A 21,138-nucleotide genomic window follows, 5' to 3' on the forward strand; every position below is an offset into this window, starting at 1 on the left:
ATCAATCCAATCGATCCATAGTGGTGAGTTCATCCAAAGCTTCACGGGCGAGCTGCCGTTGCTCCCGGGCGCGAGCGGCGGCAGAGGACGCCATGAGGGCGTCAGCCTCGGTGTGCCAGCCGGTGCCGTCATAGCGGAGGTAGTTGACGAGGACGATCGTTTCAGTCGGATCGGTGTCAACCTCGTGTTGACAGCGAATCCATTGCGCGCGTGCGTCTCTGAGCGCACCGAAGGTGGTCGACCAGGCGCGCGCCTTGGTCATGAAGTGGCCGCCGAAGCCGAGCATGTGCGCCCACTTACGAAGCCGGATCCATTCCCCGCCTTCGGAACCGAGCCGCCAGCACGCGGCGATGAGACGGGCGATGTGGTCGCCTTCGGGGTCGGCGTAGACGGAGACGGTGGCCTCGGTGAGGCGGCCGGACAGGTGGCCGGTGTCCTCGGTGGCTTTGGTGGCGTACTTGGCGAGGTAGCCCGCCACATGGTTCTCACTCAACTCGTCATCGCCGAGTTCGACCTGGCGGACATCGACTTGCGCACCCCAGCGGATGAGCCAGCCCTCAGGGCGTTTGTCGTGTTCCTCGGTGCGGAAGCTGGTCGAGGCGGCGGCATCGGCAACGAGTGCAGCAATGGCCTCGGCGTCGAGGGCGGCAGGCGGCGGCAGGATCGCGTCACTGCCGGGCATGCGACCGTCGAGGCGGATTAGCGCGTGGAAGTGAACGGCACCGCGACGCTGGAACTCCGCGACCTTGACGTAGCGCAGCCGCACCGAGGCCGGGTCGATGCCGTGGGCCTTGGCGAGGCGCGACAATCCGCGGTCGATGTTGATGCGGGTGCGCCGCCACAGTTCGCCGGAGGCGACGTTCCAGACGACTTGGGCGTCATGGTCGTAGCAGTCCAGGCACAGCGGCTGGCCGATCTGGCCGGCGCTTTCGTCGTGCCGGGTGTGGCAGGCCAGTCGGACGTCATGGGGGCAGGTCACGGCGTCACGACGCGCGCGGCAGGGCCGGACTTTGCCTGAGGCGGTGAGCGTGTGCGTGTGGACGGGTCCGAAGGCGGGGGCGGTGAGGGTGACGAACAGTGCCGGATGAGCGGTGACCGTCTCGGGGACGCCTTTGCCGCCGGTCATGCCGGAGCGCACGAGGTGGAAAGCGTCGTGTTGGTAGGTCTTGGCGCAGGTGGGGCAGAGGGAAGCCCGGCGCGTGCCGCAGGCCTTGTAGATGATGCCGTCGGGCATGGAGCCGGTGGACCGGGCGGAGAGGACTTGGCCCGTGGACTCATTGACGGTGTGGAGATCGCCGCGAAGGCGTACCGGGTTGGAGCATCCAGCGGCACCGGCGACGTGCGAGAGCCATGGTTCCCAACCGGTCGACTCGGACCGGGCGATGATGTCGGCGGCGAAGCCGGGTCGAATGGTGCTTGTAGGCAAGGTGTCCTCCTTCCAAGTGCGGGCAGGCGTGTTGTGACCCCGTCCGGCGGCTCGTGCGTAATAAAGGAGCGGCCGGACAGGGCGCTATTCAGTCCTCGTCGTCGAGGTAGACCCAGCCGAAGCAACGGCACAGGTCTTCGGGATAGGGGTTGTCCCGCACGAAGTCGGGATACGAACAGAAGCCGCAGACCACCAAGACGATGTCGAGGGGTTCGGGCTGGTCGAGGTTGCCGCCGTTGACATGCAGCACGAAGTGGCATTCGGGGCACTTGTAGACCCGGTAGCAGCGTTCGCCGTTGAAGTGGGGCGGGTCGACCGGTTCGGGGTACTGGCATTCGCCCGCAGCTCCGGTGATGTCGCCGAGGATCGGCTGCCGGTAGTGGTGAGCCAAGGTGATGGGTTCGGTTGGCATACTGGTTTTCGCCTTTCAATCGCGATGGTTGGCAGGTTGTTGCCGGGGCGCGGCGGTTGTGGAAGATTGGCCGCGCCCTCGGCGCTAGGTGTCGGAGTTGGGATCCCGTTGATCGGGGATGGCCTTGCCCCAGCGCTGCTGGGCGGCCTGCCTGGACATGCCGATACGTTCGGCGATTTCAGCCCAGGAGTAGCCAAAGGCGCGAAGGCCCTTGACTGCGTTAGTGATGGCTTCATCAAGCGAGGCTGAGAGCTCAAGGAGCTCGGGAAGTGCGTCCACGTCACCCTCAGCGACCCGGCGCCCATAGGCGCGGATGATGCGGCGGGCGAAGCCGTTGAACTCGCGGTTCTCGACCATTACGATCACCGGTCCCCGTTGCCGAGGTTGGCGAAGGCGTTGGCCCAGTCCGGCTGAGCAGGCTCAGCGGCGACGGCAGAGCGCTCGGCTTGGAGGCTCGGCACGTCGATCGGATCCGAGGAGGCGACCGGGGCCGACTCCCTCCAATCCGGTTCCGCAAATGAGGCCACCGGCGATTCGGCCGGCTGCGCCTCAGCGGGCCGCGAGAGTACGACCTTGACCAGGGTCAAGAACCCCAGGGCCGAAGCCGAAGCGGCGAGCCAACCGACAACAGTCGGTTCAGCGTCGAGGACTTGGGCCCCAAGCGAGAGGGCGATGAAGAACATCATCATCGCCATCACGGACTTGACCTTGTGGCCGCCGTTGCGGCGGCGGCGTCGCACCTCGAGACCGAGGGCGATCACCATCAGTTCGATGGTCACCGCGTTGACCCAGCCGACCCAGGAGGGCTGACCGGCCGCGACGGTGGCGTCGTGGACGTGGGTGAAGGAGACCGCGCCAGCGGCCACACCCATGGACAGCATGATGACGGTTTGCACGCCGTCTTCGAGTTTCATTTCTGGCTCCTTGGCTTCTGCCACTGCACGCCGGTGCAGTAGTCGCATTTCTTGGAGTGCTCGACCGTTGGCACGGTCTCTTCGCCGCAGACCTCGCACGCCCGCATTTCCCAGCCCTCGAAGGGCAGGGATAGGAGGAGGTGCCTGTCGTCGTCGGCGAGTTCGGTTCCGGTCATGTGCACGTCGCAGATGACGCAGAGGAACCGCATTCGGGAAAGATCGGGCTCCCACGGGGGAAGCGAGTCGATCTGCTTGACGCGATGCAGTGGCATCGCTTCGCGGAAGATGGCGAACGCGGCGAGGAGATCGGTCATCGCGCGCCGCCTTCGAAGCAGTCGAGGCATTCGCCGTAGCGCTTGGGGATGTAGTAGCCGTATTCCGTCTGGCATGACGGGCAGGTCGACAGAGCGACCCACGCTTTCATCAGGGCCCGCAGTTGGGCGTCGGTAGCCGGGCGCTTGGGCACGGGCAGGTCACGCCTATAGAGGTAGGCGACTCGGTTACCGCGACGCCAGAAGATCTGGCCTGCGATGGGTTGCCGCCCAGGCGTAAGACCTTCAGCGGCGAGTTGTCGGCGGGTGTACAGTCCGACCGGCGCGCAGCGGTAGTTGAACGTCGGCAATCCGCCGTGGCGGATGCCTTCAGGGTCATCGAATTCGGTCCGGAACAATGCACACTCCTCCTCTCTGTGTCATTCGTGGTTATTGCTGCGTGAGCGTCGGGGCCTCGAACCCCGAAGATTGCCGATCGCTCTACCAGTAAGCCGCTACGGCTTACCTGTTCTTGATCTCGATCTCCACAATCCGGTGCACCCGGATGAGCGTGGTCGAATCGTTAACCGTCACGTCACCTCGGAAGATGTGGTTGTCGATGGCGATCATGTCGCCTTCCTTGAAGTCCGCAATTACGGCAGCGGCGTTCTCGTCAGTGGTGACGTAGTGATTTACGTTCTTGTCCTCACCGTCGAGCGTCACTTTGAGGTGCTTCATTTCTTGCCCTCTTTCCTTTGTTATCAATGCCTCATCAGCAGGACGCAGTACTAGCCCGTGTGCGATTAGTGCTGGGATTCCTTACGTCGTGGACGCCGGGGAATCGAACCCCGGGTGAACCATTCGCCCTGGAGTGCCGTCAACTGCTCGTTGACATCTGTTGGCGCTGACGGCACTCGCTCTAGGCAGAGGCCCTGTGGCCCCGAAGCTGCGCAGCGAAGGCCGCGACAGTCTGAATCTCTTCGTCGGTCATCCAGGCCGCCCGCATCCGTTGCGGTGCATTCCCCTCGGCGAGGAGGAAGGAGTCCCCGGGCTTCTTGGGGTCCAGGCTCATTGCGTTGTAGCCCGCTTCGGCCCAACCGGCCCCGAGGGCGACATCCGAGGAGCCGGGCGTGGTCGCGCGGCCGGTCCACCGGTAGGCGAACAGGTCGCGCAGTGCGGTCGGCAGGATGTCGAAGGAGGCACGCTGCGTGCCCATGATCGGGATGATCGCCGCTGCCCGTCCCCGGGCAACCACGTCACGGAAGAGCGCGGAGAACAGCTCCTGCTCGACCTTGGTTCCCGCGACCGAGGTGTAGTACGCGACCTCATCGAGGAAGAGCACCCACGCCGGTTCGGCCGGCGACGGGACGAGCTTGCGGATCCGGTTGCGCGACATCCAGTCGTAGCGGCGGTCCATGAGCTTCTGGATCCACAGCATCGTCTGAAGCGCCTTGCGCATTTCCGGGCCCACGAACACGTCCATGACATCGGTCCAGGGCATCAGCTCGACCAACTTGGCGTCGAAGCCGAGCATTCGCGCGTCCGGCATCAGTGACACCTGCGCGATCATGTTGTTCATCAGCCCCGACTTGCCCGAGCCGGGCTCGCCATTGAGCATCATGTTCTTGCCGTACATGGTGACGTTGACGGCCTCGTTCGAAGCCGACCGGCCCAGGTAGATGGGGTCTTTGATCGACATGACCGGTCCCAGTGCGATGTTCATCGTGCAATCTCCTTAGTGAAATCGGTGCATCTATCGATGCGTGAGTTTTGGTGGTGGGAGCCGGTACTTGGCCTCTCTGGCTTCCACGGCTCCCACCGTGAGCAGCCCCAGTTGGGGAGCTTTTTGGGTTAGACCCAGGCGGGCATGTCGCCCTCGTCCGGGTTCTCATCGGGTGCGGTGGTCTGGCCGTCATCGGCCTTGCGCTGACGCGGTTTGCGACCGCCCTTGGTGCCCAGCAGGGCATCCAGTTCGGCGTTCACCGACTCCGGTGTCAGGTCGACGCCTTCGGAGTCGTCCACCCGGCGGTACTCGACCGGGTAGGAATCGGGATCGATGCCTTCGAGCATCTCGGTGACTGGCATGGCCACGCCCTCAGCGAGGACGTCACGGCGACGGATGTCCACGACCACGTAGGCCGCTTTCGACCCGGCCATTTCGGCCGATGCCTCGTGTGCCCAGCACACCGAAGCGAGTTCGGTGAGACGGTCCCGCAGATCGTCCAAGGTGAGGTCACCGCGCAGCCAAAGCCACACACGCTCACCGGAATCCGTGGGACAAGCCCACAGGATCAGCGGCATCACCGAACCGCGAACGCCCTTGCCCTCAATGAAGGCATCGCAGGCGACACGGATGCGGTGGCGCACGATCATGCACCAGGCCCAACGGACCAGGAACCGGCACACCGGGCGGAACAGCCACGGCACACCGATCAGCAGGAGCGTCGCGCCAAGAGCGACCAGCGGTCCCGCCCAAGCGTTGAGCAACGCCCAGACGCTGACCACCAGGGCCAGGACGACCAGCTCTCCGGCCCAGTGCCACGCCATGCGCAGCCCCGGCCAGATCAGCACCAAGCCAGCGGCGACGAAGCCGGTGGCGAAGGCGACGACGACCGCCAGGAGGAACGCCGCAGCGCCATCCTTGACCGTCAGAGCGATCGCGAAGGCGACCAGGCCAGCGAAGACGCCAGCGAGGATGCCGACGATCTTGGCCCGGCGCTTCGCCGAGTCGATCTCGAAGGTATCGATGATGGTCTGACCAGCACGAACACCCGAGCGGGAACGCCCGGAGCTGGCACGGTTGCTACCATTACGAGGCATGGCAGCACTCCTTTCCGCCCCCTTGGGGGCAAGGGATGGTTGCTTGTTGGAAACCGGGGAGCCGGTCGAGTTCTTGGTCGGATTTGGACCGGTTCCCCAGTGCCGCTTAAGCGGCGAGTTTGATTTCGGTGGTGGCTTCGCCCTCCAGGACGAACTTGGACCGGCGGATTGCCGGAGCGTTGTCAAGCGTCCGTTGACGGTTGACATCGCGCTCGGTCGCGTCGGCGAGCTGGTGCAGCGCCTCAGCGAGCTTGCGGAGACTGGCGGGCGAACCGAACAGGCTCAGCTCCCAGTTGTCCTCTCTCCAGGTCCCCACGGTCAGCACCCCGCATTCGGAGTGGTGAACGCTGGACCGCAGGCCCATACCCTCTTTGAGGTGAGCGCCGAACGTGGCGTTCATCGGGAAGTCGTGCATGGCAGATCCTCTCGGGATCAAGAGGCGTAAGCCTCAGGGTGACTACTTACCGGCGAGATTGATCGCAGAGGCCCGGTACGCCGTGCCGAGGGTGCCCTGCTTGGAGACCCACGGGACCGCTTCCAGGTCGACGACCGAGACCGGCTTCCCCTTGGGGAGGTTCGGCTTCTCACCAGTGGTGACGACCTTGATGACCGACGCACCCTCGTCCTCGGACGAGCCGAGCGCGATGAGTTCGGTGGTCCACTTCAGCGAACCGTCCTTGTCGGTCTGGTGCTTGCCGTCGTACTCCTTGGCCACCGGGGCCAGCGACACCATGAAAGTCACGTCCGAGACATCCAGCTTGAGCTTCATAGCCCTACCTCTTCCTTGTCGTTTTGCTTGACCCGCTTGGGCCCCAACCCAGGTGATCCGGGCTGATGACTCAAGAATGAGGCTTCAAAGAGGACACATTCACCACCGCATGGGACTTCTCAGGACGTCTCAATACTGTTAGACTCGTCCCTAGACGTCCCTACTTCAGAGGTGAAGGACAGCGGTATGAACGAACGGCTCCGGAGCGCGATCCATGCGCAGGGCATGACCCCCGCCCAACTTGCTCAGACGATCGGAGTCGACCCGAAGTCGGTCGAACGCTGGATCACCAAGGGGCGCAACCCATACGCGAAGACGCGGGCCGCAGTCGCTCTGGCGTTGCAGCAGAGCGAGAACTACCTCTGGCCTGATGCCCTTCCTGAGCAGAAAGCGAAGCTGGTCAGTGAGTCTGAGCTGGTGCACACCTATGCGAAGCGGAACGATGTCCCAGCGGAGCTGTGGTCTCGGATCTTCAGGCAAGCGACGCGGCACATCGGAGTCCTTGCCTACGCTGGCCTGTTCCTCCCCGAGGGCGATGCTGGCTTGGTGCCGCTCCTCAAAGCAAAGGCCGCTGAGGGCGTGAAGGTCTCGATCCTTCTCGGGGATCCCAAATCGACCGCGGTCGAGCTCCGCGGCGAGGAGGAAGGCGTCGGCAAAGGTATGCAGCGCCGTATCGAGGCCGTGTTGCCGTTCTACCAGCAGCTTGAGGGCACGCCGGGAATCTGGGTCGGGTTCCACGACACAACCTTGTACAACAGCATCTATTGGTGTGACTCCGAGATGCTGGTGAACACCCACGTCCTCGGGTGCTACGCCTCCCACGCTCCGGTCATGCACCTGAAGGAGCTGCCAGGCGGTGGCATGTTCCGCACCTTTACCGAGTGCTTCGAGCGGGTCCTCGCAAATTCGGTCAATATCTGGACAGGTCAACAAGGTACGATGCGCCCATGACCCGCGTCGACCACATCAACGATCCGAACGCGCCCGAGCCGAACAGCGTGGTTCCGTCGACCACAGCGTTCATCGAAGACGGGGCCGGACGGATTGTGTTGATCCAGCGGAGCGACAACGAGGATTGGGCGATGCCAGGCGGAGCCCACGACTTCGGTGAGACGATCAGCCAGACTGCCGTTCGCGAGGCGAAGGAAGAGACCGGTCTCGACATCGAGATCACCGGCCTCATCGGGATATACACAGACCCGGGCCACCTCTCGGAGTACAGCGATGGCGAAGTCCGGCAGCAGTTCTCGCTCTGCTTCCGTGCTGTGCCGATCGGCGGCGAGATCCAAACCAGCGAGGAATCCCTCAAGGTCCAGTGGTTCAGCGAAGCAGAAACAGCCTCAGTGAGGATCAATTCCTCAATGAGGCTGCGCATCAAACACGGGTTCCAGGGTCTGGCTGAGCCCTACATCGGCTGATGACCCAGTTCCCGCTGGACCGTCCGCACCCCGTCGATGAGCGAAGGCTCGGCCCGCGAGATGAACCGGAACACCAGGTGCTCAGGACCGTAGCGTGACTTGATCTCCGCGAGCCGTTCCTCAATCTCGAAGTCTTGACCGTCAGGACCGGTTGTCATGTCGCAGTACAACAGTGCGTCTGTGATGAGGGTCTTCTCGTTCGGGAACTCACCCAACTCTGCCCGAAGATCGCGCTCATCCGCCTCAAGGCAGGCGCACGAGTGGTTGGCAACTAGGTTCACAATGCGAGCATCCCAACCATGACGTTGCAGCCAGCGTGCACCGTCCAGTGGGTGAAAGCCGGTGTCGACAATGCTTGGGGCGTAACCGATGTCATGCAGGATTGCGGCGATAGCGAGTGCATCGGCATCCGGCTCGGAAAGGATCTTCGGACCGACCGCAAGGGCTTTGGCACCTACCGCCTGGACGTGTGCCCATCGGCGGGGCAACGCCTCTTGGAGTGCCGCTCGCGATGTCTCGAAAGCTTCATCATAGGTAGTCATACGTGCTGCCACTATAACGCCTGAACTGCTTTGAGGAAGAACCCCAGCGCACCGCCGCTGGCGGGCCCACTACGGCCGGAGCCCAGGCCAAGAAGCCCTGTGAGAACTTTCTATACATCTTCAAGGCGGCCTTGCGGCCGCGCCTCGCGGCAGGCCTGCGGTCCGGTCCTCGCTTCGCTGCGGGCGGTCCTCGGCCGGCCACGGGCCAAGCGGAGGACGCCCTGAGGATGGAAGAAAGGTTCCGGCCGGAACCCTTGGCCGGGGACCCCTGCGGGCGCGCGGCCAGGCCGGATAGCGGGCGATCCCTGCGGGCCCGCCCTGTCGCCGAGCGAGCGTATCGCGCACCCGCCCCCGGCCAATGAACCCGGCCTCCAGTGAGGTCAAGAGCGAGCTGGGTAATGGGCTGAACTATGACCGAGCCCTCTGCCAACCAAAAGGACCGTCAAGATGCGATTGACACTGACTGACTGTGCGCGGGGATAATCGTCTGATGGAAGAAACCCCAATCATTGTGCAAGTAGGCTCTGAGACACCGTTGATTGTCCAGCTAGCTCCAGCAATCATTGCCGCTATCGCGCTTGTGCTGGCGGCGTTCGTGACATCCTTCCTGACGCTGCGCCTCGAACACCGGAAGTGGTTGCGACAGGCACGACTAGAGGCATATGAGGGGTATGCGTCATTTCTCCGTGATCTCCAATTCGGTTGGGATGGTAAGGACAAGGCGCGCGTCACAAAAGATCAACTTCAGCGGGGCGCTGCATGGATCGACCAAATCAGACTCGTAGGGACGAATCAGGTGACGGACAGTGCAGACAAACACCTTGTCACGATCTCGGAAGCGATCAGCGGCGATCCGGACAATTTCCAGGAAGTGATACTCAACTGCCTAAATGATTTCCGCAAATATGCTCGGAAGGATTTGGGCGCAGATCGATCTACCAGATAGTCGACTCGCGTGTACTGACATTCCGAATATGGATTATTCCTATGGCTCCGGCTTGACCGCAGTACAGCAGCAAAGTACAGCAACCGCAGCGAGCGAGGATACCTCGGATTGGCTCTGACCAGCTGCGATGCACCTTGGTTGGCCCCCAACGACCCCCATGCCGATAGTTCGGGACGAGGGGGTCGCAGGTTCAAATCCTGTCAACCCGACCAAAGACAAGGGGGCCGCAAGGCCCCCTTTTCCGTGCTCGCGCGCCGTGGCCGATGTGGCGGCGTCTTCCGCCCGGCGCAGGGTGACGTCGCGGTCGCCCTTGCCGGCGCCCTGACCGTCTCCGCGGCGGTCGACTTCGACCCGAAGCAGACCGGCGGCCTCGACGCCGCGCTCACGACGCCGGGCGGGGGCGGCCTGGGGCGGCCTGATCGCACTCGAGTGCTTCGGCGTCTACCGCTTCTTACAGGCCGAATACCGAAAGGATCCGACCGGACGATCACGGCAGACCGTTTGTGGAAATCCGAGAAAATACGAGGGCGTCGCAGATCGATCGTAGGGATCTGTTGTAGGAATGCTCCAACTGAGGCGCGGATTCGGTAGTGGAGTGCTTGCGGATGGTCGCGACACTGGCCTCATGAACACGACACCGCAGACCACCGCCGCAAGGGGCATTGTGCCCGCCGTCCTCTGGGGGCTCGCCCCGTTCGCATGGCTCTTCCTTCTCCTGGGATGGCTCGACTTGGACGGGGACCTGTCCGGCCCGGTCCAGACCGCACTCGGCATCGCGGTCCTGTCGCTGCCGGCACCCTGGCTGCTCTGGGCCTCATGGCGGATGCCGCGCCGCCGCGTGAAGACGTACCTCGTCGAAGGAGGCGCCCTGGCCGCGATGCTGCTCTCGCTCTTCGTCACCGCCGTGTACTTCCTGCCCGCCGGCAATCCGAACGAGACGGCGTCACCGGGCTTCACCGCGGCGTTCGCCGCCGCCGCGGTGGTGCTCATCGCGGCCTCCTGGCCGCTGCCGGGCCGCCGCCTCGCCTACGGTCTGCCCGCCCTGGGCTGCGCGGTCTTCGCGATCAGTGTTCAGGTACCGCAATGGAGGACCGGCGCGCACCTGGAATCGGCGATCGCCGTCGCGGACGAAGTGCTGCTGAACGTCCTCATGGGGGCGATCGCCCTGGGTGTGCTCCTCCAGATCGCCTGGTGGCTGCGCGGGAAGCTCCGTGCCGCCTAACCGAGCCGAAGGCCAGGGACCCCAGACCAGACACCGAGACGCTTCCTATGACCCGAGACACGGGTTTCCAGCACACAGTCACCCCGACGGATGAAACAGCAGTTCAGGGCCGGTCTCCCCTGCGGGATGCCGGCCCTGACCGTGTCTGCGGCAGCGAGGTGCGGCGACGCCGGTCCTCGGGCTCAAGACGTTCGCTCAGCTTCCGGGACGCCGCTCACGCGGCCTTGTCGGAGGCCCGCGCTCAGCGGTCGTGTCCTGCGGCGGCGGGGTGAGCATGCCGGCGCGCAGCTCCGTGAGCGTGCTCTTGAGCAGGCGGGAGACGTGCATCTGCGAGACGCCGATCTCCGTGCCGATCTGGGACTGCGTCTTCTCGCCGAAGAACCGCAGCGCGAGGATCTGGCGCTCGCGCGTGGGCAGCCGCCGCAGGAGCGGGAGCAGGGACGTCAGGTTGTCGACCAGTTCGAGGGCGAGGTCTTCCGAGCCGATCGTCTCGACCGGCGAGAGGCCGTCCTCGTGCACCGGCTGGTCGAGGGAGACCGACCGGAGCGACTTGATCGCCTCCAGCCCTTCCAGGACTTCGGATTCGGGGATGCCCAGCCGCTCGGCGAGGTCGCCGGCGGTGGCCGGACGGCCGAGCGTCTGGGAGAGCTGGAGTGCCGCGGTGGTGATCGCCATGCGCACCTCCTGGAGGCGGCGCGGCAGGCGCACCGGCCAGGCGGTGTCGCGGAAGTGGCGGCGCACCTCGCCCATGACGGTCGGCACGGCGAAGGAGAGGAACTCGCCGCGTTCGTGGTCGAAGCGGTCGATGGCGCGGATGAGGCCGACCGTGGCGACCTGGGCGAGGTCGTCCTTGGCGATGCCGCGGCTCGAGTATCGGCGGGCGATGTGGTCGGCGAGGGGGAGGTATCCGGTGATGATCCGGCTCCTGAGTTCCTCGCGTCGGGGATCGTGGACGTCGAGTCCGGCCATCTGACCGAACAAGGGGGCGAACTCCCCGTATTCGTCGTCGCTCTTGCGTCGGCTGAGGTGTCGTGGTGCCATGTGCGGCTACCGCCTTGCGGCTGTCTGGTTGGGCAACCGGTGAACACCCGGCTTCGGATCGACCAGGTTGCGCTTCCCGGGCCGGCACCAGCGCGTTCCACCCCTGCGTGCGGGGTAGGTCCCGCATCGCAGGCGTTCAGAGCGCGGTTCTGCTGACACATGCGGAGCGCTCGGGTCTTCGATTCCCGTCCCGGCTCGCGTCAAAGCGGGCCGTGCAGGTGCCCGAGCGGCTCCATCGATGTGCCCAGCCTATACCGATTCGGTCTCAATGCGGCCTGGCTGACCGCTGCCCGTTCCTATAAACCTGCAGGGAGTGCCACTTTCGACAGTCTCGGCGGCACGCCGCACCCCACCGCGTGCGCCAGCCAGTGGCCGAGCGCGGACGACGCGGTGCGGAACGAGCGGTAGGAGCCGAGGTGCTGCGCGTGCGGCCCGAAGGCCGAGTGCAGTTCCTCGACGGCCGAGACGTACCCGGCGAACTCGCCGTCCAGCGTCGCGACGTACAGGTCGGGGGCGGCGGGCTTCCAGACGAGGGAAGGCATTGGGGCGGGGATGGTCACCTGAATCCTGAGTGGATCGGTGCGGGTGCCGAGTCCGCTTGGGAACGAGGGCGAGCCGGTCAGCGGCGCACTCGCCGGACTGCGGCCTTGCCGCGTTCGGGGAGTTCGGCCGCGGCGTGCGTCAGGGCGTCCCTGACGTCCTCCGCGCGGGACGCGGCCCGTCGCAGGAGCGTCTTCGACCGGCGCCGGCGGGTGAGCTGCACCCCGATGACGGCGACGGCGGCGATGCCGACGGCGACCGATCCCACGAGGACCGGGAGCATCGACCTGATGCCGCCCGTCTCCCGCAGGACGTCGAGTTCGTTGTCCCGCAACTCGTCTGAGGGCGACTGGTCGTCCTCGGCTCCGGTGGTCTCGGTTGATTCGATCAATGTGCTCATGGCGCATCCTCCTGGCGTTCGGTTCCGAGAGCATGCCCGTTCCCAGGCGGGACGAAACCCCGCCCGGTCGTCCGGGGCCGCCGGATCAGGCTGCGCCGCGGCCGGCGCCGCGCCTGATGAATCCGAAGACGATGGTGCCGATGAACAGCACGATGCCGATGATGGCCAGCCAGAGCAGGCCCTCGATGGCGAAGCCGACGATCGCGAGCACGACCCAGACAATGATCAGAAGCCATAGAACAGTAGCCATATATCGATCGTACGGCTGTGAACGGCGCAAATATGCAAAAGCGGCACTATTCGCGAGCCGGGCTCACTTGCTCGTGGCCAGGCCGGGGCGGCGAAGGGATTCGCCTGCAGAAAGATCAGATGAACGAGGCCTCTCGGATGCGCTGATCAGGCGGTAGGCCTGATTTATCCGTGGTTGCACCGACCTCTTGACCTGATACGTCATATGTAAGTACGCTGAAGCCTTGCATTGATGAACTTCGATGAAGGCGTTGGTCTTCGTGGCACGCAAGGAGATGCAGCAGTGAAACGGATATGGAGCAGGGAACGGACCGAGCGGGTGCGCAGGCGCTCCGCCCACCGGCTGCTGGCGTTGCTCGCCGCGGTGGCCGCCGTCGTCGTCGGCTCCGTCGGCGCCACGGGAGCCCATGGGGCGCCCGCCGACACGAGTACGGATGTCACCACCCTCGCCTCGAGCGCCGGATGTGGGAGCGCTCCGACCTTGTCGAGCGGGACGCACACGATCCAGAGCGGCGGCACGAGCCGCTCGTTCATCCTGCGGGTCCCCGACAACTACGACCGCAGTCGCGCGTACCCGCTGATCTTCGCGTTCCACTGGAACGGCGGGACGGCGGGCGACGTGGCCGGCGGCGGCACCGACGGCGCGAACTGGTCCTACTACGGGCTCCAGCGACTCTCGAACAACAGCGCCATCTTCGTTGCGCCGCAGGGCATCGGCAACGGCTGGGCCAACTCGGGCGGCCGGGACGTCACCTTCGTCGACGACATGATCGGGCGCCTGGAGTCCGGCCTCTGCGTCGACACCGCGCAGCGCTTCGCGCTCGGCTTCAGCTACGGCGGCGGCATGAGCTACTCCCTCGCCTGCTCGCGGGCGACGGTCTTCCGGGCGGTCGCGGTCTACGCCGGCGGGCAGCTCAGCGGGTGCAGCGGCGGCACGCAGCCCATCGCCTACCTCGGCATCCACGGCATCTCCGACAACGTCCTCAACATCTCCCAGGGGCGCTCGCTGCGCGACCGGTTCGTCACCAACAACGGCTGCACCCGGCAGAACCCGCCCGAGCCCGCCTCGGGCAGCCGCACGCACATCGTGACCAGCTACTCCGGTTGCCGGGCCGGGTATCCGGTCCAGTGGGCCGCGTTCGACGGCGGCCACACCCCCGGCCCGATCGACGGGACCTACGACGACGGCTGGCAGACCTGGACCTCCGGGGTGACCTGGAACTTCTTCTCCCAGTTCGGATCCGGCGACCCGGGTGGCGGCGACGAGGGCGCGATCGTCGGCGCCCAGTCGTCCCGCTGCCTCGACGTGGCCGGCCAGTCCCAGAGCAACGGCGCCCAACTGCAGCTGTGGGACTGCAACGGCGCGGCCAATCAGCAGTGGACCAAGACCGCCAGTGGCGAACTGCGCGTCTACGGCGGCAAGTGCCTCGACGCCGAAGGCGGCGCGACCGCCCCCGGCACCAGGGCCATCATCTGGGACTGCCACGGCGGCGCGAACCAGAAGTGGAACGTCAACGCCAACGGCACCATCTCCAGCACCCAATCGGGACTGTGCCTGGACGCCTCAGGGAACGCGACCGCGAATGGCACCAGGGTCGTCCTCTGGACCTGCAACGGCGGCGCCAACCAGCGCTGGACCATGGGCTAGCGCCCCCGCGCCGGACCACCACCCCGCAGCCGAGGCCGGGAGCACCTCCCGGCCTCGGCCGCTCGCAGGGGTGGAGATAACTTCACCGTGAAGTCGGGCACCAGCGGCAATGTGCGGGCCCGCTCGCGAACCTACTGTTCAATGCATGGACATTTCAGCGGCGCCGCCGATCCCCTGGCGCAGAGCCCCGCGAGCAGCAGTGCGGGCCTTCTGGGCGGGCTCGACCTGGCGCTCCCTCATGCACCTCGTCACCGGGGCGCTGGTCGGCATCGCCGGCGGCGCCGCCATCGCCGCACTCGTCGCCACCGGCGTCGGCGGCCTCATCACCATCATCGTCCCGATCATCATGGGCGGCATCCTGCTGGTCGTGAACGGCGTGCTCACGGTGGTGCAGCGCAGCCGCCACACCGCGTTCCTCGGCACCGAGTGGCCCGAAGGGCCGTTCACGCAGCCGGTGACGTTCGCGCCGCGCCACCTCCTGGCGATCGTGAAGCACCCCCGCACATGGCGGCAGCTCGCCTACCACGCGATCGCCGGGATCTACGGCTTTCTGGCGGCGGCCTTCGCGATCGCCGCGTGGACCGCGGGCCCCGCGATGGTCTTCGCGCCGCTCATCGGCCGCGAGTCGGGGCTGGACCCCAGGCACTGGATCCTCTGCGGCACCGGCATCGTCCTGACCCTCGCGGCGCCCTGGATCACCCGCGGCCTGGCGGTGCTCGACGAGCTCATGGCGCGGGTCCTCCTGGGCACCAGCCGGGCGGAGGCCCTCGAGCTGCGGGTGACCGATCTCGCCGCGAGCCGCGACTCTACTGTGGATGCGGCGGACGCGGAGCGGCGCCGCATCGAGCGGGACCTCCACGACGGCGCGCAGCAGCGGCTCACCTCGCTCGCCATGAACCTCGGGATCGCCCGCGCCACTCTTGACGACCTTCCTGAGGAGGGCGCCCGCGCCATCGCGGAAGCCCACGAGGAGGCCAAGCAGGTCCTCACCGACCTGCGCGACCTGGTGCGCGGCCTGCACCCGGCGGTGCTCGAGGACCGCGGCCTGGACGCCGCGCTCTCGGCGGTCGCCGCCCGCTCGCCGGTCCCGGTGCGGCTGCGCGTCGACATGGACCGACGCGTCGCCCGGGACGTGGAAGCCGTCGCCTACTTCGTCGTCTCCGAGGCACTGACCAATGTGGCCAGACACTCCGAGGCCGAGCACGCCGCGGTCGAAGTGTCCCTAGAGGACGGGGTGCTGCACCTGCGCATCGCCGACGACGGCCGCGGCGGCGCGGACGCTCAGGCGGGCACCGGACTCCAGGGCCTGTCCGACCGGGTGCGCTCGGTCGACGGCACCTTCCGCATCACCAGCCCCCTCGGGGGCCCCACGGAAATCGAAGCGGAGCTGCCATGCGCGTCGTGATCGCCGAAGACTCGGTCCTGCTGCGGGAGGGCCTGGCCAGGCTCATGGAGATCGGCGGCATCGAAGTCATCGACACCGTGGGCGATGCGGAGGCACTGCTGCGCTCGGTCGAGCGCGACCGGCCCGACCTCGTCGTGGCCGACGTGCGGATGCCGCCCGACCAGAGCGACGAAGGCGTGCGCGCCGCACTGGTGCTGCGCCGCCAGTACCCGGACCTGGCGATCCTCATGCTCTCCCAGTACGTCGAGGAGCGGTACGCCGTCGAACTGCTCACCGGGCAGATGCGCGGCATCGGCTACCTGCTCAAGGACCGGGTCGCCGACGTCGCCGAGTTCCTCGCCTCGCTCAAGCGGGTCGCGGACGGCGGCACCGCCCTCGACCCCGAGGTGATCTCCCAGCTCCTGGTGCGCCGCAACGGCAGCGAGCTCGACCGCCTCACCCCGAGAGAGCGCGAAGTGCTCTCGCACATGGCGGAGGGCCGCTCCAACGCCGGCATCGCCGCCGTCCTCGTCCTCAGCGAGGGCGCGGTCAGCAAGCACATCAACTCGATCTTCACCAAGCTCGGGCTCCCGCCCAGTGACAGCGGCAACCGCCGCGTGCTCGCCATTCTCAAGTTCCTGCAAGGCAACACGAAGGACCGGTCATGATCGACACCCCCGAGAAGCAGACCACCGCCCCCGAGCCCGAAGCCCCCCGCGCCGCCCGTACCGTCTGGTGGATCGTCGGGGTCGCCTCCACCGGCATCGTGCTCCTGTTCGCCCTGGCCACCGCCGGCGTCTGGATCTGGTCCACCGCCTCGCCCGAGAAGTCCGAGACCCACAGCGAGACGTACACGGAACCCACCACGGGCGTCGACGTCACCGTGGAGGTCGGGAGCATCGAACTCAACGCCTCCGCCGACGGCTCGCTCGTGGTCGACCGCGAGACCATCTGGCGCGGTGAGGATCCCAAGGTCAAGGAGCAGTGGCAGGGCGAGACGTTCACGGCCTCAGGCGAATGCAACGACCGCCTGATCGTCTTCGCGAGCGACGAGTGCGATGTGAACTACACGATCGCCGTGCCCAGCGGTGCCGCCGCCGAAGCGGAGAACTCGGTCGGCGACGTGCACATGGACGGCCTCGACGGCACGATCGACGTCGAGACCAGCATCGGCGGCGTCGAAGGCGAGAACCTGCGGGCCACCGAGACCCGGGTCGAATCCAGCGTCGGCTCGGTCCGCCTGGAGTACGCCGAGGTCCGCGGCGACATCAGCGTCATCAACAGCACCGGCGACGTCGAGATCATCGTGCCCGATGACGGCACCACCTACGACGTGGTCTTCGAGTCCGGCGTCGGCAGCGAGGACATCGACATCGCGACCGACCCGTCCTCCCGCGCCGACTACGTCATCTCGGTCAACACCAGCGTCGGGGACCTCACGGTCCGGTACGCCGACTGACACCGAGTGCTCTCTCCCGCCGTCCGCGACCGGTCTCCGGTCGCGGACGGCGGCGTCTCCAGAGGTGCCGTGGCGCAGGAGCCTTCGTGCTCGGCGGGCTGTGACTGCGGCGTCGGCACCTGCGGCGCACCCGGCCCTGCGCGGGGCCGCACGCCGTGCCGGGCGCGGCGGTAGCGTGCGTGGCATGACCGAGCTGTTGCACCTGACCGAACCGGGCCTCTGGGAGGCCGCGCTCGCCGCGGGCGTGTACGAAGGCTCCACGCGCGGGAAGACCCTCGCCGAGGTGGGCTTCATCCACTGCTCGCTGCCCGAGCAGCTCGAGGCCGTGGCCGCGTTCGTGTACGGCGACCACCCCGGGCCGCTCGTGGTCCTGGTCATCGACACCGCGCTGGTCGACGTGCCGATCCGCTACGAGGCCCCCGGGCCCGGCGCACCCGAATACCCGCACTTGTACGGCCCGCTGGCGACGAGCGCGGTCGTGGAGGTGCGGCCCTGGGACGCGACCTGATCCGGCCCGGTTCTCCTCCCGTGGGTCAGCCTTGCCGGGAGTGCGCGAGCAGCAGGTCGACGGCGGCGGTGCGGTCGAGTACGGCTCCGGCTTCGTACGAGGCCTGGAACCGCTGGTCTCCCAACGCCTCGCGGGTGCGTTCCAGCGTGCGCAGCGCCGCGTCGTAGCCCCGGCGGTCCTCGGTGCCGAGCAGCGAGACGGCCGCGCCCAGCAGGGTCGCCGCGTGCACCGGGTCCCCCGCCGCGAGAGCGGCTGCGGCCCGGACGCGCACGGCGACGGCGACGTTGGGGTCAGCCGCCCCTTCGATGCTCTCGGCCGTCAGCGCATCGAGAAAGCGATGCGCGCGCGCCGCGTCGCCTTCGGCGAGCGCCACGATCGCGCGCAGCGCGGCTCCCCAGACCCGGAGTCGCGGGTCCATTCTGGTGTCACCGAAGACCTGCTCGGCCATGGCGAGTTCGCTCAGGCCCTGCTCGTGATCGCCCTCCCTCAACAGGATCTGGGCGCGGCACCACCGCACATACGCGGTGGTGTTCGGATTGCGTTCGGCGTCGGCCCGTGCCAGGCTGAGGCGCATGGGCTCCCAGGCCTGCTCGATCGTGCGGGCGCCGTCGACGAGAGCGCTGCTGCGGACGGTGACCAGGGCGAGTTCGGCGTACGTCTCGGCGGCGTCGTCAGCGGTCCCGAGTTCGTCGAAGAGGCGCCCGGCCTGCGCGAGGGCGTCCTTGGCTTCGTCGTGGTCGCCTTGGCGCGCCGAGTACTCGGCACGCATCCGCAGGGCCGAGGCGAGGCCGAAGCGCTCTCCGAGCTTCGCGAACTCGGCTTCGGCCCGTTCGATCTGCTCGAGCCCTTCGGCGCCCGTGCCGCCTTCGTTGACGGCGGCTTCGGTGAGCAGGATGACGCCGAGCTCCCAGGCTTCGGCCGTGGTGCGGTCCGCGGAGACGGCGGGGTCGGAGAGGAACGCCGGGCCGATGGCCAGGAGCGAGTGCCCCGCGATCGGCCCTTGCGCGTTGCGTCCCAATGCGATGCCTTCGGCGATCGATCGGGTCGCCGCTTCGGGGTCACCGAATTCGAACTGGCCCATGCCGGTGAGGAGCTTGACGGCGGGCACGAGCCGTTCGGGGATCTCGCCCGGGAGCTCCAGGAGCGCCGGGTACCAGTGCTGGAGCTGGGAACGGAAGCCGCGCAGGTGCCAGAACCAGAACAGCGCGGCGATCATGCGCAGGCCGGACTCCTTGTGCCCGAACGCGACCGAGCGGGCGAGCACGGCGAGGAGATTGTCGTGCTCGGCGTCCAGGCGCGCCATCGCCTCGAGCTGCGCGGCCGACCTGATCTCGTCGTCGGCGCGTTCGACCAGGTCGAGGCAGTACCGGGCCATCGCGTCCCGTTCGACCTCCGCTTGGTCGGGTTCGAGCTGCGCCTCCGCGTAGGCGCGGATGGTCTCGAGCATCCGGTACCGCTCACCGACGCGCTCTACCAGGGACTTGTCGACGAGTCCGGCGAGCGCGTCGAGGTCACCGACCCGGTCGAGCCCGACGCCGCCGGGGTAGACGGCCATGCGCATGGCAAGGGCCCGTTCGGCATCCGAGAGGAGGTCCCAGCTCCAGGCGATGACCCCTTCGAGCGTGCGGTGCCGTTCGGGCGCGGTCCGGTCCGATCCTGCGAGGAGCGCGAACCGGTCGTCCAGGCGGGAGGCGATCTGGGACGCGTCGAGCGCCCGCATGCGGGCGGCGGCGAGCTCGACCGCGAGGGGCAGGCCGTCGAGGCGGCGGCAGATCTCCACGACCGCTTCGGCATTGGAGTCGTCGAGCTTGAAATCGGGGCGCACGGCGGCTGCCCGCTCGCAGAACAGCCGCACCGCGGGGCTCGCTTCTGGACGATCGGCCGCGAGCGGCAGCGGCGGGATCGGGAACAGCCGCTCGCCGCCGATGCCGAGGGCTTCACGGCTGGTGGCGAGGAGGCGCAGGCCGGGGCAGGCGCCGAGCAGCCGGGCGGCGAGGCGCGCGGCGGCGTCGATGCGGTGCTCGCAGTTGTCGAGGACGATGAGCGCGTCCTGTTCCGCGAAGTACTCCTCGAGGCGCGACGCGGCATCGTGCGCGGACGGTTCCAGCAGACCCGACTCGCGGGCGCCGATGGCGCGCAGCACCGCGGGCGCCACGTCGGCGTCGTCGCCCACGGCGGCGAGTTCGACCAGCCAGACGCCTTGGGGCGCAAGGCTCGACATCGTGGCCGCTGCCTCGACGGCCAGGCGGGTCTTGCCGGCGCCGCCGGGGCCGGTGACGGTGACCAGCCGCGACGTGGCGACCGCCGCGGTGAGCGCGTCCAGGTCGGCCTCGCGGCCGACGAAGCTGGTGAGCTGCGCTTTGAGGTTGGTGCGCTTCTCGACGCGCGCGGTCGGGGCCGCGCTCTGGCGCAGGATCTGCAGGTGAAGGTCGGCGAGTTCGGCGGAGGGGTCGGCGCCGAGTTCGTCGGCGAGGCGTTCGCGGGCGCGCTCGTAGGCGTCGAGGGCCTCGGCGGGGCGGCCGGTCGCGTAGAGGGCGCGCATGAGGAGGGCCTGCCAGCGCTCGTCGAGCGGGTGCGCTTCGGCGACGGGTTCGAGTTCGGCGAGTACGTCGGCGCCGGTGGTGATCTCGAGTGCGAGGCGCTCGCGGGCGGTCTCGTTGCGCAGCCGCTCCAAGCGGATTGCCTCGTTCTCGGCGAACCGGAGGTGACGCAGGTCGGCGAGAGCCGTTCCGCGCCAGAGCGATTCGGCTTCGCGGAGCGCGGTGAGGTCGGCTTGCCGGCGGCCGGTCTCGGAGAGCCGCTCGAACCGCTTCACGTCGACGTCGCCGGGTTCGACGGCGAGGCGGTACCCGGCGGCGCCGCGCGTGAGCCGGTCGGCGCCGATGGCGCGGCGGACTCGGGACACCAGGGCCTGCAGGGCGTTCGCGGAGGGCGCGTCGTCCTCCCAGATCGCGTCGAGCAGGGTGTCGGCGGTGACCTCGCGGCCCGGTTCGAGGGCGAGGCGGGCGACGAGCGCGCGCAGGCGCGCACCGGCGAGCTCGACGGGTTCATCGTCGCCGTTGCGGATCTCGAAGGGACCGAGGAGGTGTACGCGCATGGGAGTAAGTGTGCCCGGGCGGGAAGGAGTGGCGGAATTGGAGGGCGGCGCAGCATGGTGGCTGTTGGGCTGTTGGGCTGTTGGGCTGTTGG

The 21,138-nt window shown here is 67.4% G+C and carries 26 protein-coding genes; 9 read left to right on the forward strand and 17 right to left on the reverse strand.

Features of this window, described 5'->3' with window-relative positions; genetic code table 11:
- Window position 1 precedes the first annotated feature (1 nt).
- The 11 genes from QWI33_RS28585 to QWI33_RS28635 all read right to left on the reverse strand — a co-directional run bounded on the left by QWI33_RS28585 (window position 2) and on the right by QWI33_RS28635 (window position 6,592).
- A complete protein-coding gene (locus QWI33_RS28585; protein ID WP_289958738.1) occupies window positions 2-1,426 on the reverse strand; it encodes a replication initiator in 1,425 nt (474 codons plus the stop codon).
- A gap of 88 nt (window positions 1,427-1,514) precedes the next feature.
- Window positions 1,515-1,838: a hypothetical protein gene (locus tag QWI33_RS28590; protein WP_289958737.1), complete on the reverse strand. Its 324-nt coding sequence runs from the start codon at window positions 1,836-1,838 to the stop codon at window positions 1,515-1,517.
- Between the two features lie 84 nt (window positions 1,839-1,922).
- Window positions 1,923-2,195 carry an ECF-type sigma factor gene (locus QWI33_RS28595; protein WP_289958736.1) on the reverse strand — a complete coding sequence of 91 codons (273 nt, stop codon included), beginning with the start codon at window positions 2,193-2,195 and terminating at the stop codon, window positions 1,923-1,925.
- Window positions 2,196-2,200: 5 nt separating this feature from the next.
- On the reverse strand, window positions 2,201-2,752 hold the full coding sequence (locus tag QWI33_RS28600; protein ID WP_289958735.1) for a DUF2637 domain-containing protein: 552 nt from the start codon (window positions 2,750-2,752) through the stop codon (window positions 2,201-2,203).
- Window positions 2,749-3,066, reverse strand: coding sequence for a hypothetical protein (locus QWI33_RS28605; protein WP_289958734.1), 318 nt, complete (start codon window positions 3,064-3,066; stop codon window positions 2,749-2,751). Before QWI33_RS28605 ends, QWI33_RS28600 begins: the two co-directional genes overlap by 4 nt.
- On the reverse strand, window positions 3,063-3,422 hold the full coding sequence (locus tag QWI33_RS28610) for an RRQRL motif-containing zinc-binding protein (RefSeq protein WP_289958733.1): 360 nt from the start codon (window positions 3,420-3,422) through the stop codon (window positions 3,063-3,065). The genes QWI33_RS28605 and QWI33_RS28610 overlap by 4 nt, the downstream gene beginning before the upstream one ends.
- A 103-nt stretch (window positions 3,423-3,525) precedes the next feature.
- Window positions 3,526-3,741, reverse strand: coding sequence for a hypothetical protein (locus QWI33_RS28615; protein WP_289958732.1), 216 nt, complete (start codon window positions 3,739-3,741; stop codon window positions 3,526-3,528).
- Between the two features lie 181 nt (window positions 3,742-3,922).
- Window positions 3,923-4,726, reverse strand: a complete 804-nt coding sequence (locus QWI33_RS28620; protein ID WP_289958731.1) for an FtsK/SpoIIIE domain-containing protein — start codon at window positions 4,724-4,726, stop codon at window positions 3,923-3,925.
- Between the two features lie 128 nt (window positions 4,727-4,854).
- Window positions 4,855-5,823 (reverse strand): hypothetical protein, encoded by a 969-nt coding sequence (locus QWI33_RS28625; protein WP_289958730.1) that lies wholly within the window; start codon window positions 5,821-5,823, stop codon window positions 4,855-4,857.
- A 106-nt stretch (window positions 5,824-5,929) separates the two neighbouring features.
- Complete coding sequence (locus tag QWI33_RS28630; protein ID WP_289958729.1) at window positions 5,930-6,238, reverse strand: hypothetical protein; 309 nt, start codon at window positions 6,236-6,238, stop codon at window positions 5,930-5,932.
- Between the two features lie 42 nt (window positions 6,239-6,280).
- The gene (locus QWI33_RS28635; RefSeq protein WP_289958728.1) at window positions 6,281-6,592 is read right to left on the reverse strand and encodes a hypothetical protein; all 312 of its coding nucleotides are present in this window, start codon (window positions 6,590-6,592) and stop codon (window positions 6,281-6,283) included.
- Window positions 6,593-6,778: 186 nt separating this feature from the next.
- Here QWI33_RS28635 and QWI33_RS28640 point away from each other — a divergent pair, with 186 nt between their 5' ends.
- Window positions 6,779-7,543, forward strand: a complete 765-nt coding sequence (locus QWI33_RS28640; protein WP_289958727.1) for a helix-turn-helix domain-containing protein — start codon at window positions 6,779-6,781, stop codon at window positions 7,541-7,543.
- On the forward strand, window positions 7,540-8,010 hold the full coding sequence (locus QWI33_RS28645) for an NUDIX domain-containing protein (protein WP_289958726.1): 471 nt from the start codon (window positions 7,540-7,542) through the stop codon (window positions 8,008-8,010). The genes QWI33_RS28640 and QWI33_RS28645 overlap by 4 nt, the downstream gene beginning before the upstream one ends.
- Here QWI33_RS28645 and QWI33_RS28650 read toward each other — a convergent pair.
- The gene (locus QWI33_RS28650) at window positions 7,998-8,552 is read right to left on the reverse strand and encodes an HD domain-containing protein (protein ID WP_289958725.1); all 555 of its coding nucleotides are present in this window, start codon (window positions 8,550-8,552) and stop codon (window positions 7,998-8,000) included. The genes QWI33_RS28645 and QWI33_RS28650 overlap by 13 nt on opposite strands.
- A 490-nt stretch (window positions 8,553-9,042) precedes the next feature.
- Between QWI33_RS28650 and QWI33_RS28655 the strand changes: the two genes are divergently transcribed.
- Window positions 9,043-9,498, forward strand: coding sequence for a hypothetical protein (locus QWI33_RS28655; RefSeq protein WP_289958724.1), 456 nt, complete (start codon window positions 9,043-9,045; stop codon window positions 9,496-9,498).
- A gap of 625 nt (window positions 9,499-10,123) precedes the next feature.
- Window positions 10,124-10,720, forward strand: a complete 597-nt coding sequence (locus tag QWI33_RS28660; protein ID WP_289958723.1) for a hypothetical protein — start codon at window positions 10,124-10,126, stop codon at window positions 10,718-10,720.
- Window positions 10,721-10,915: 195 nt separating this feature from the next.
- On the opposite strand, the gene QWI33_RS28665 is transcribed toward QWI33_RS28660, so the two are convergent.
- From QWI33_RS28665 to QWI33_RS28680, 4 genes are all read right to left on the reverse strand, one after another.
- Window positions 10,916-11,761 (reverse strand): SigB/SigF/SigG family RNA polymerase sigma factor, encoded by an 846-nt coding sequence (locus QWI33_RS28665; RefSeq protein ID WP_289958722.1) that lies wholly within the window; start codon window positions 11,759-11,761, stop codon window positions 10,916-10,918.
- Between the two features lie 296 nt (window positions 11,762-12,057).
- Window positions 12,058-12,303 (reverse strand): hypothetical protein, encoded by a 246-nt coding sequence (locus QWI33_RS28670; RefSeq protein WP_289958721.1) that lies wholly within the window; start codon window positions 12,301-12,303, stop codon window positions 12,058-12,060.
- 77 nt (window positions 12,304-12,380) lie between these two features.
- The gene (locus QWI33_RS28675) at window positions 12,381-12,701 is read right to left on the reverse strand and encodes a hypothetical protein (RefSeq protein WP_289958720.1); all 321 of its coding nucleotides are present in this window, start codon (window positions 12,699-12,701) and stop codon (window positions 12,381-12,383) included.
- An 85-nt stretch (window positions 12,702-12,786) separates the two neighbouring features.
- A complete protein-coding gene (locus QWI33_RS28680) occupies window positions 12,787-12,951 on the reverse strand; it encodes a hypothetical protein (RefSeq protein ID WP_289958719.1) in 165 nt (54 codons plus the stop codon).
- Window positions 12,952-13,296: 345 nt separating this feature from the next.
- On the opposite strand from QWI33_RS28680, the gene QWI33_RS28685 reads away from it, so the two are divergent.
- The 5 genes from QWI33_RS28685 (at window position 13,297) to QWI33_RS28705 (ending at window position 17,949) form a co-directional block, all read left to right on the forward strand.
- Complete coding sequence (locus QWI33_RS28685; protein ID WP_435367595.1) at window positions 13,297-14,598, forward strand: lectin; 1,302 nt, start codon at window positions 13,297-13,299, stop codon at window positions 14,596-14,598.
- Between the two features lie 145 nt (window positions 14,599-14,743).
- On the forward strand, window positions 14,744-16,003 hold the full coding sequence (locus QWI33_RS28690) for a sensor histidine kinase (RefSeq protein WP_289958717.1): 1,260 nt from the start codon (window positions 14,744-14,746) through the stop codon (window positions 16,001-16,003).
- On the forward strand, window positions 15,991-16,650 hold the full coding sequence (locus QWI33_RS28695; protein ID WP_289958716.1) for a response regulator transcription factor: 660 nt from the start codon (window positions 15,991-15,993) through the stop codon (window positions 16,648-16,650). Before QWI33_RS28690 ends, QWI33_RS28695 begins: the two co-directional genes overlap by 13 nt.
- Window positions 16,647-17,441, forward strand: coding sequence for a DUF4097 family beta strand repeat-containing protein (locus tag QWI33_RS28700; RefSeq protein ID WP_289958715.1), 795 nt, complete (start codon window positions 16,647-16,649; stop codon window positions 17,439-17,441). Before QWI33_RS28695 ends, QWI33_RS28700 begins: the two co-directional genes overlap by 4 nt.
- A gap of 184 nt (window positions 17,442-17,625) precedes the next feature.
- On the forward strand, window positions 17,626-17,949 hold the full coding sequence (locus QWI33_RS28705) for a DUF952 domain-containing protein (protein ID WP_289958714.1): 324 nt from the start codon (window positions 17,626-17,628) through the stop codon (window positions 17,947-17,949).
- A gap of 25 nt (window positions 17,950-17,974) precedes the next feature.
- Here the strand turns inward: QWI33_RS28705 and QWI33_RS28710 are convergent, their stop codons facing one another.
- Window positions 17,975-21,046: an ATP-binding protein gene (locus tag QWI33_RS28710; protein ID WP_289958713.1), complete on the reverse strand. Its 3,072-nt coding sequence runs from the start codon at window positions 21,044-21,046 to the stop codon at window positions 17,975-17,977.
- Window positions 21,047-21,138: the final 92 nt, after the last annotated feature.

It is taken from the genome of Glycomyces tritici (assembly GCF_030403505.1).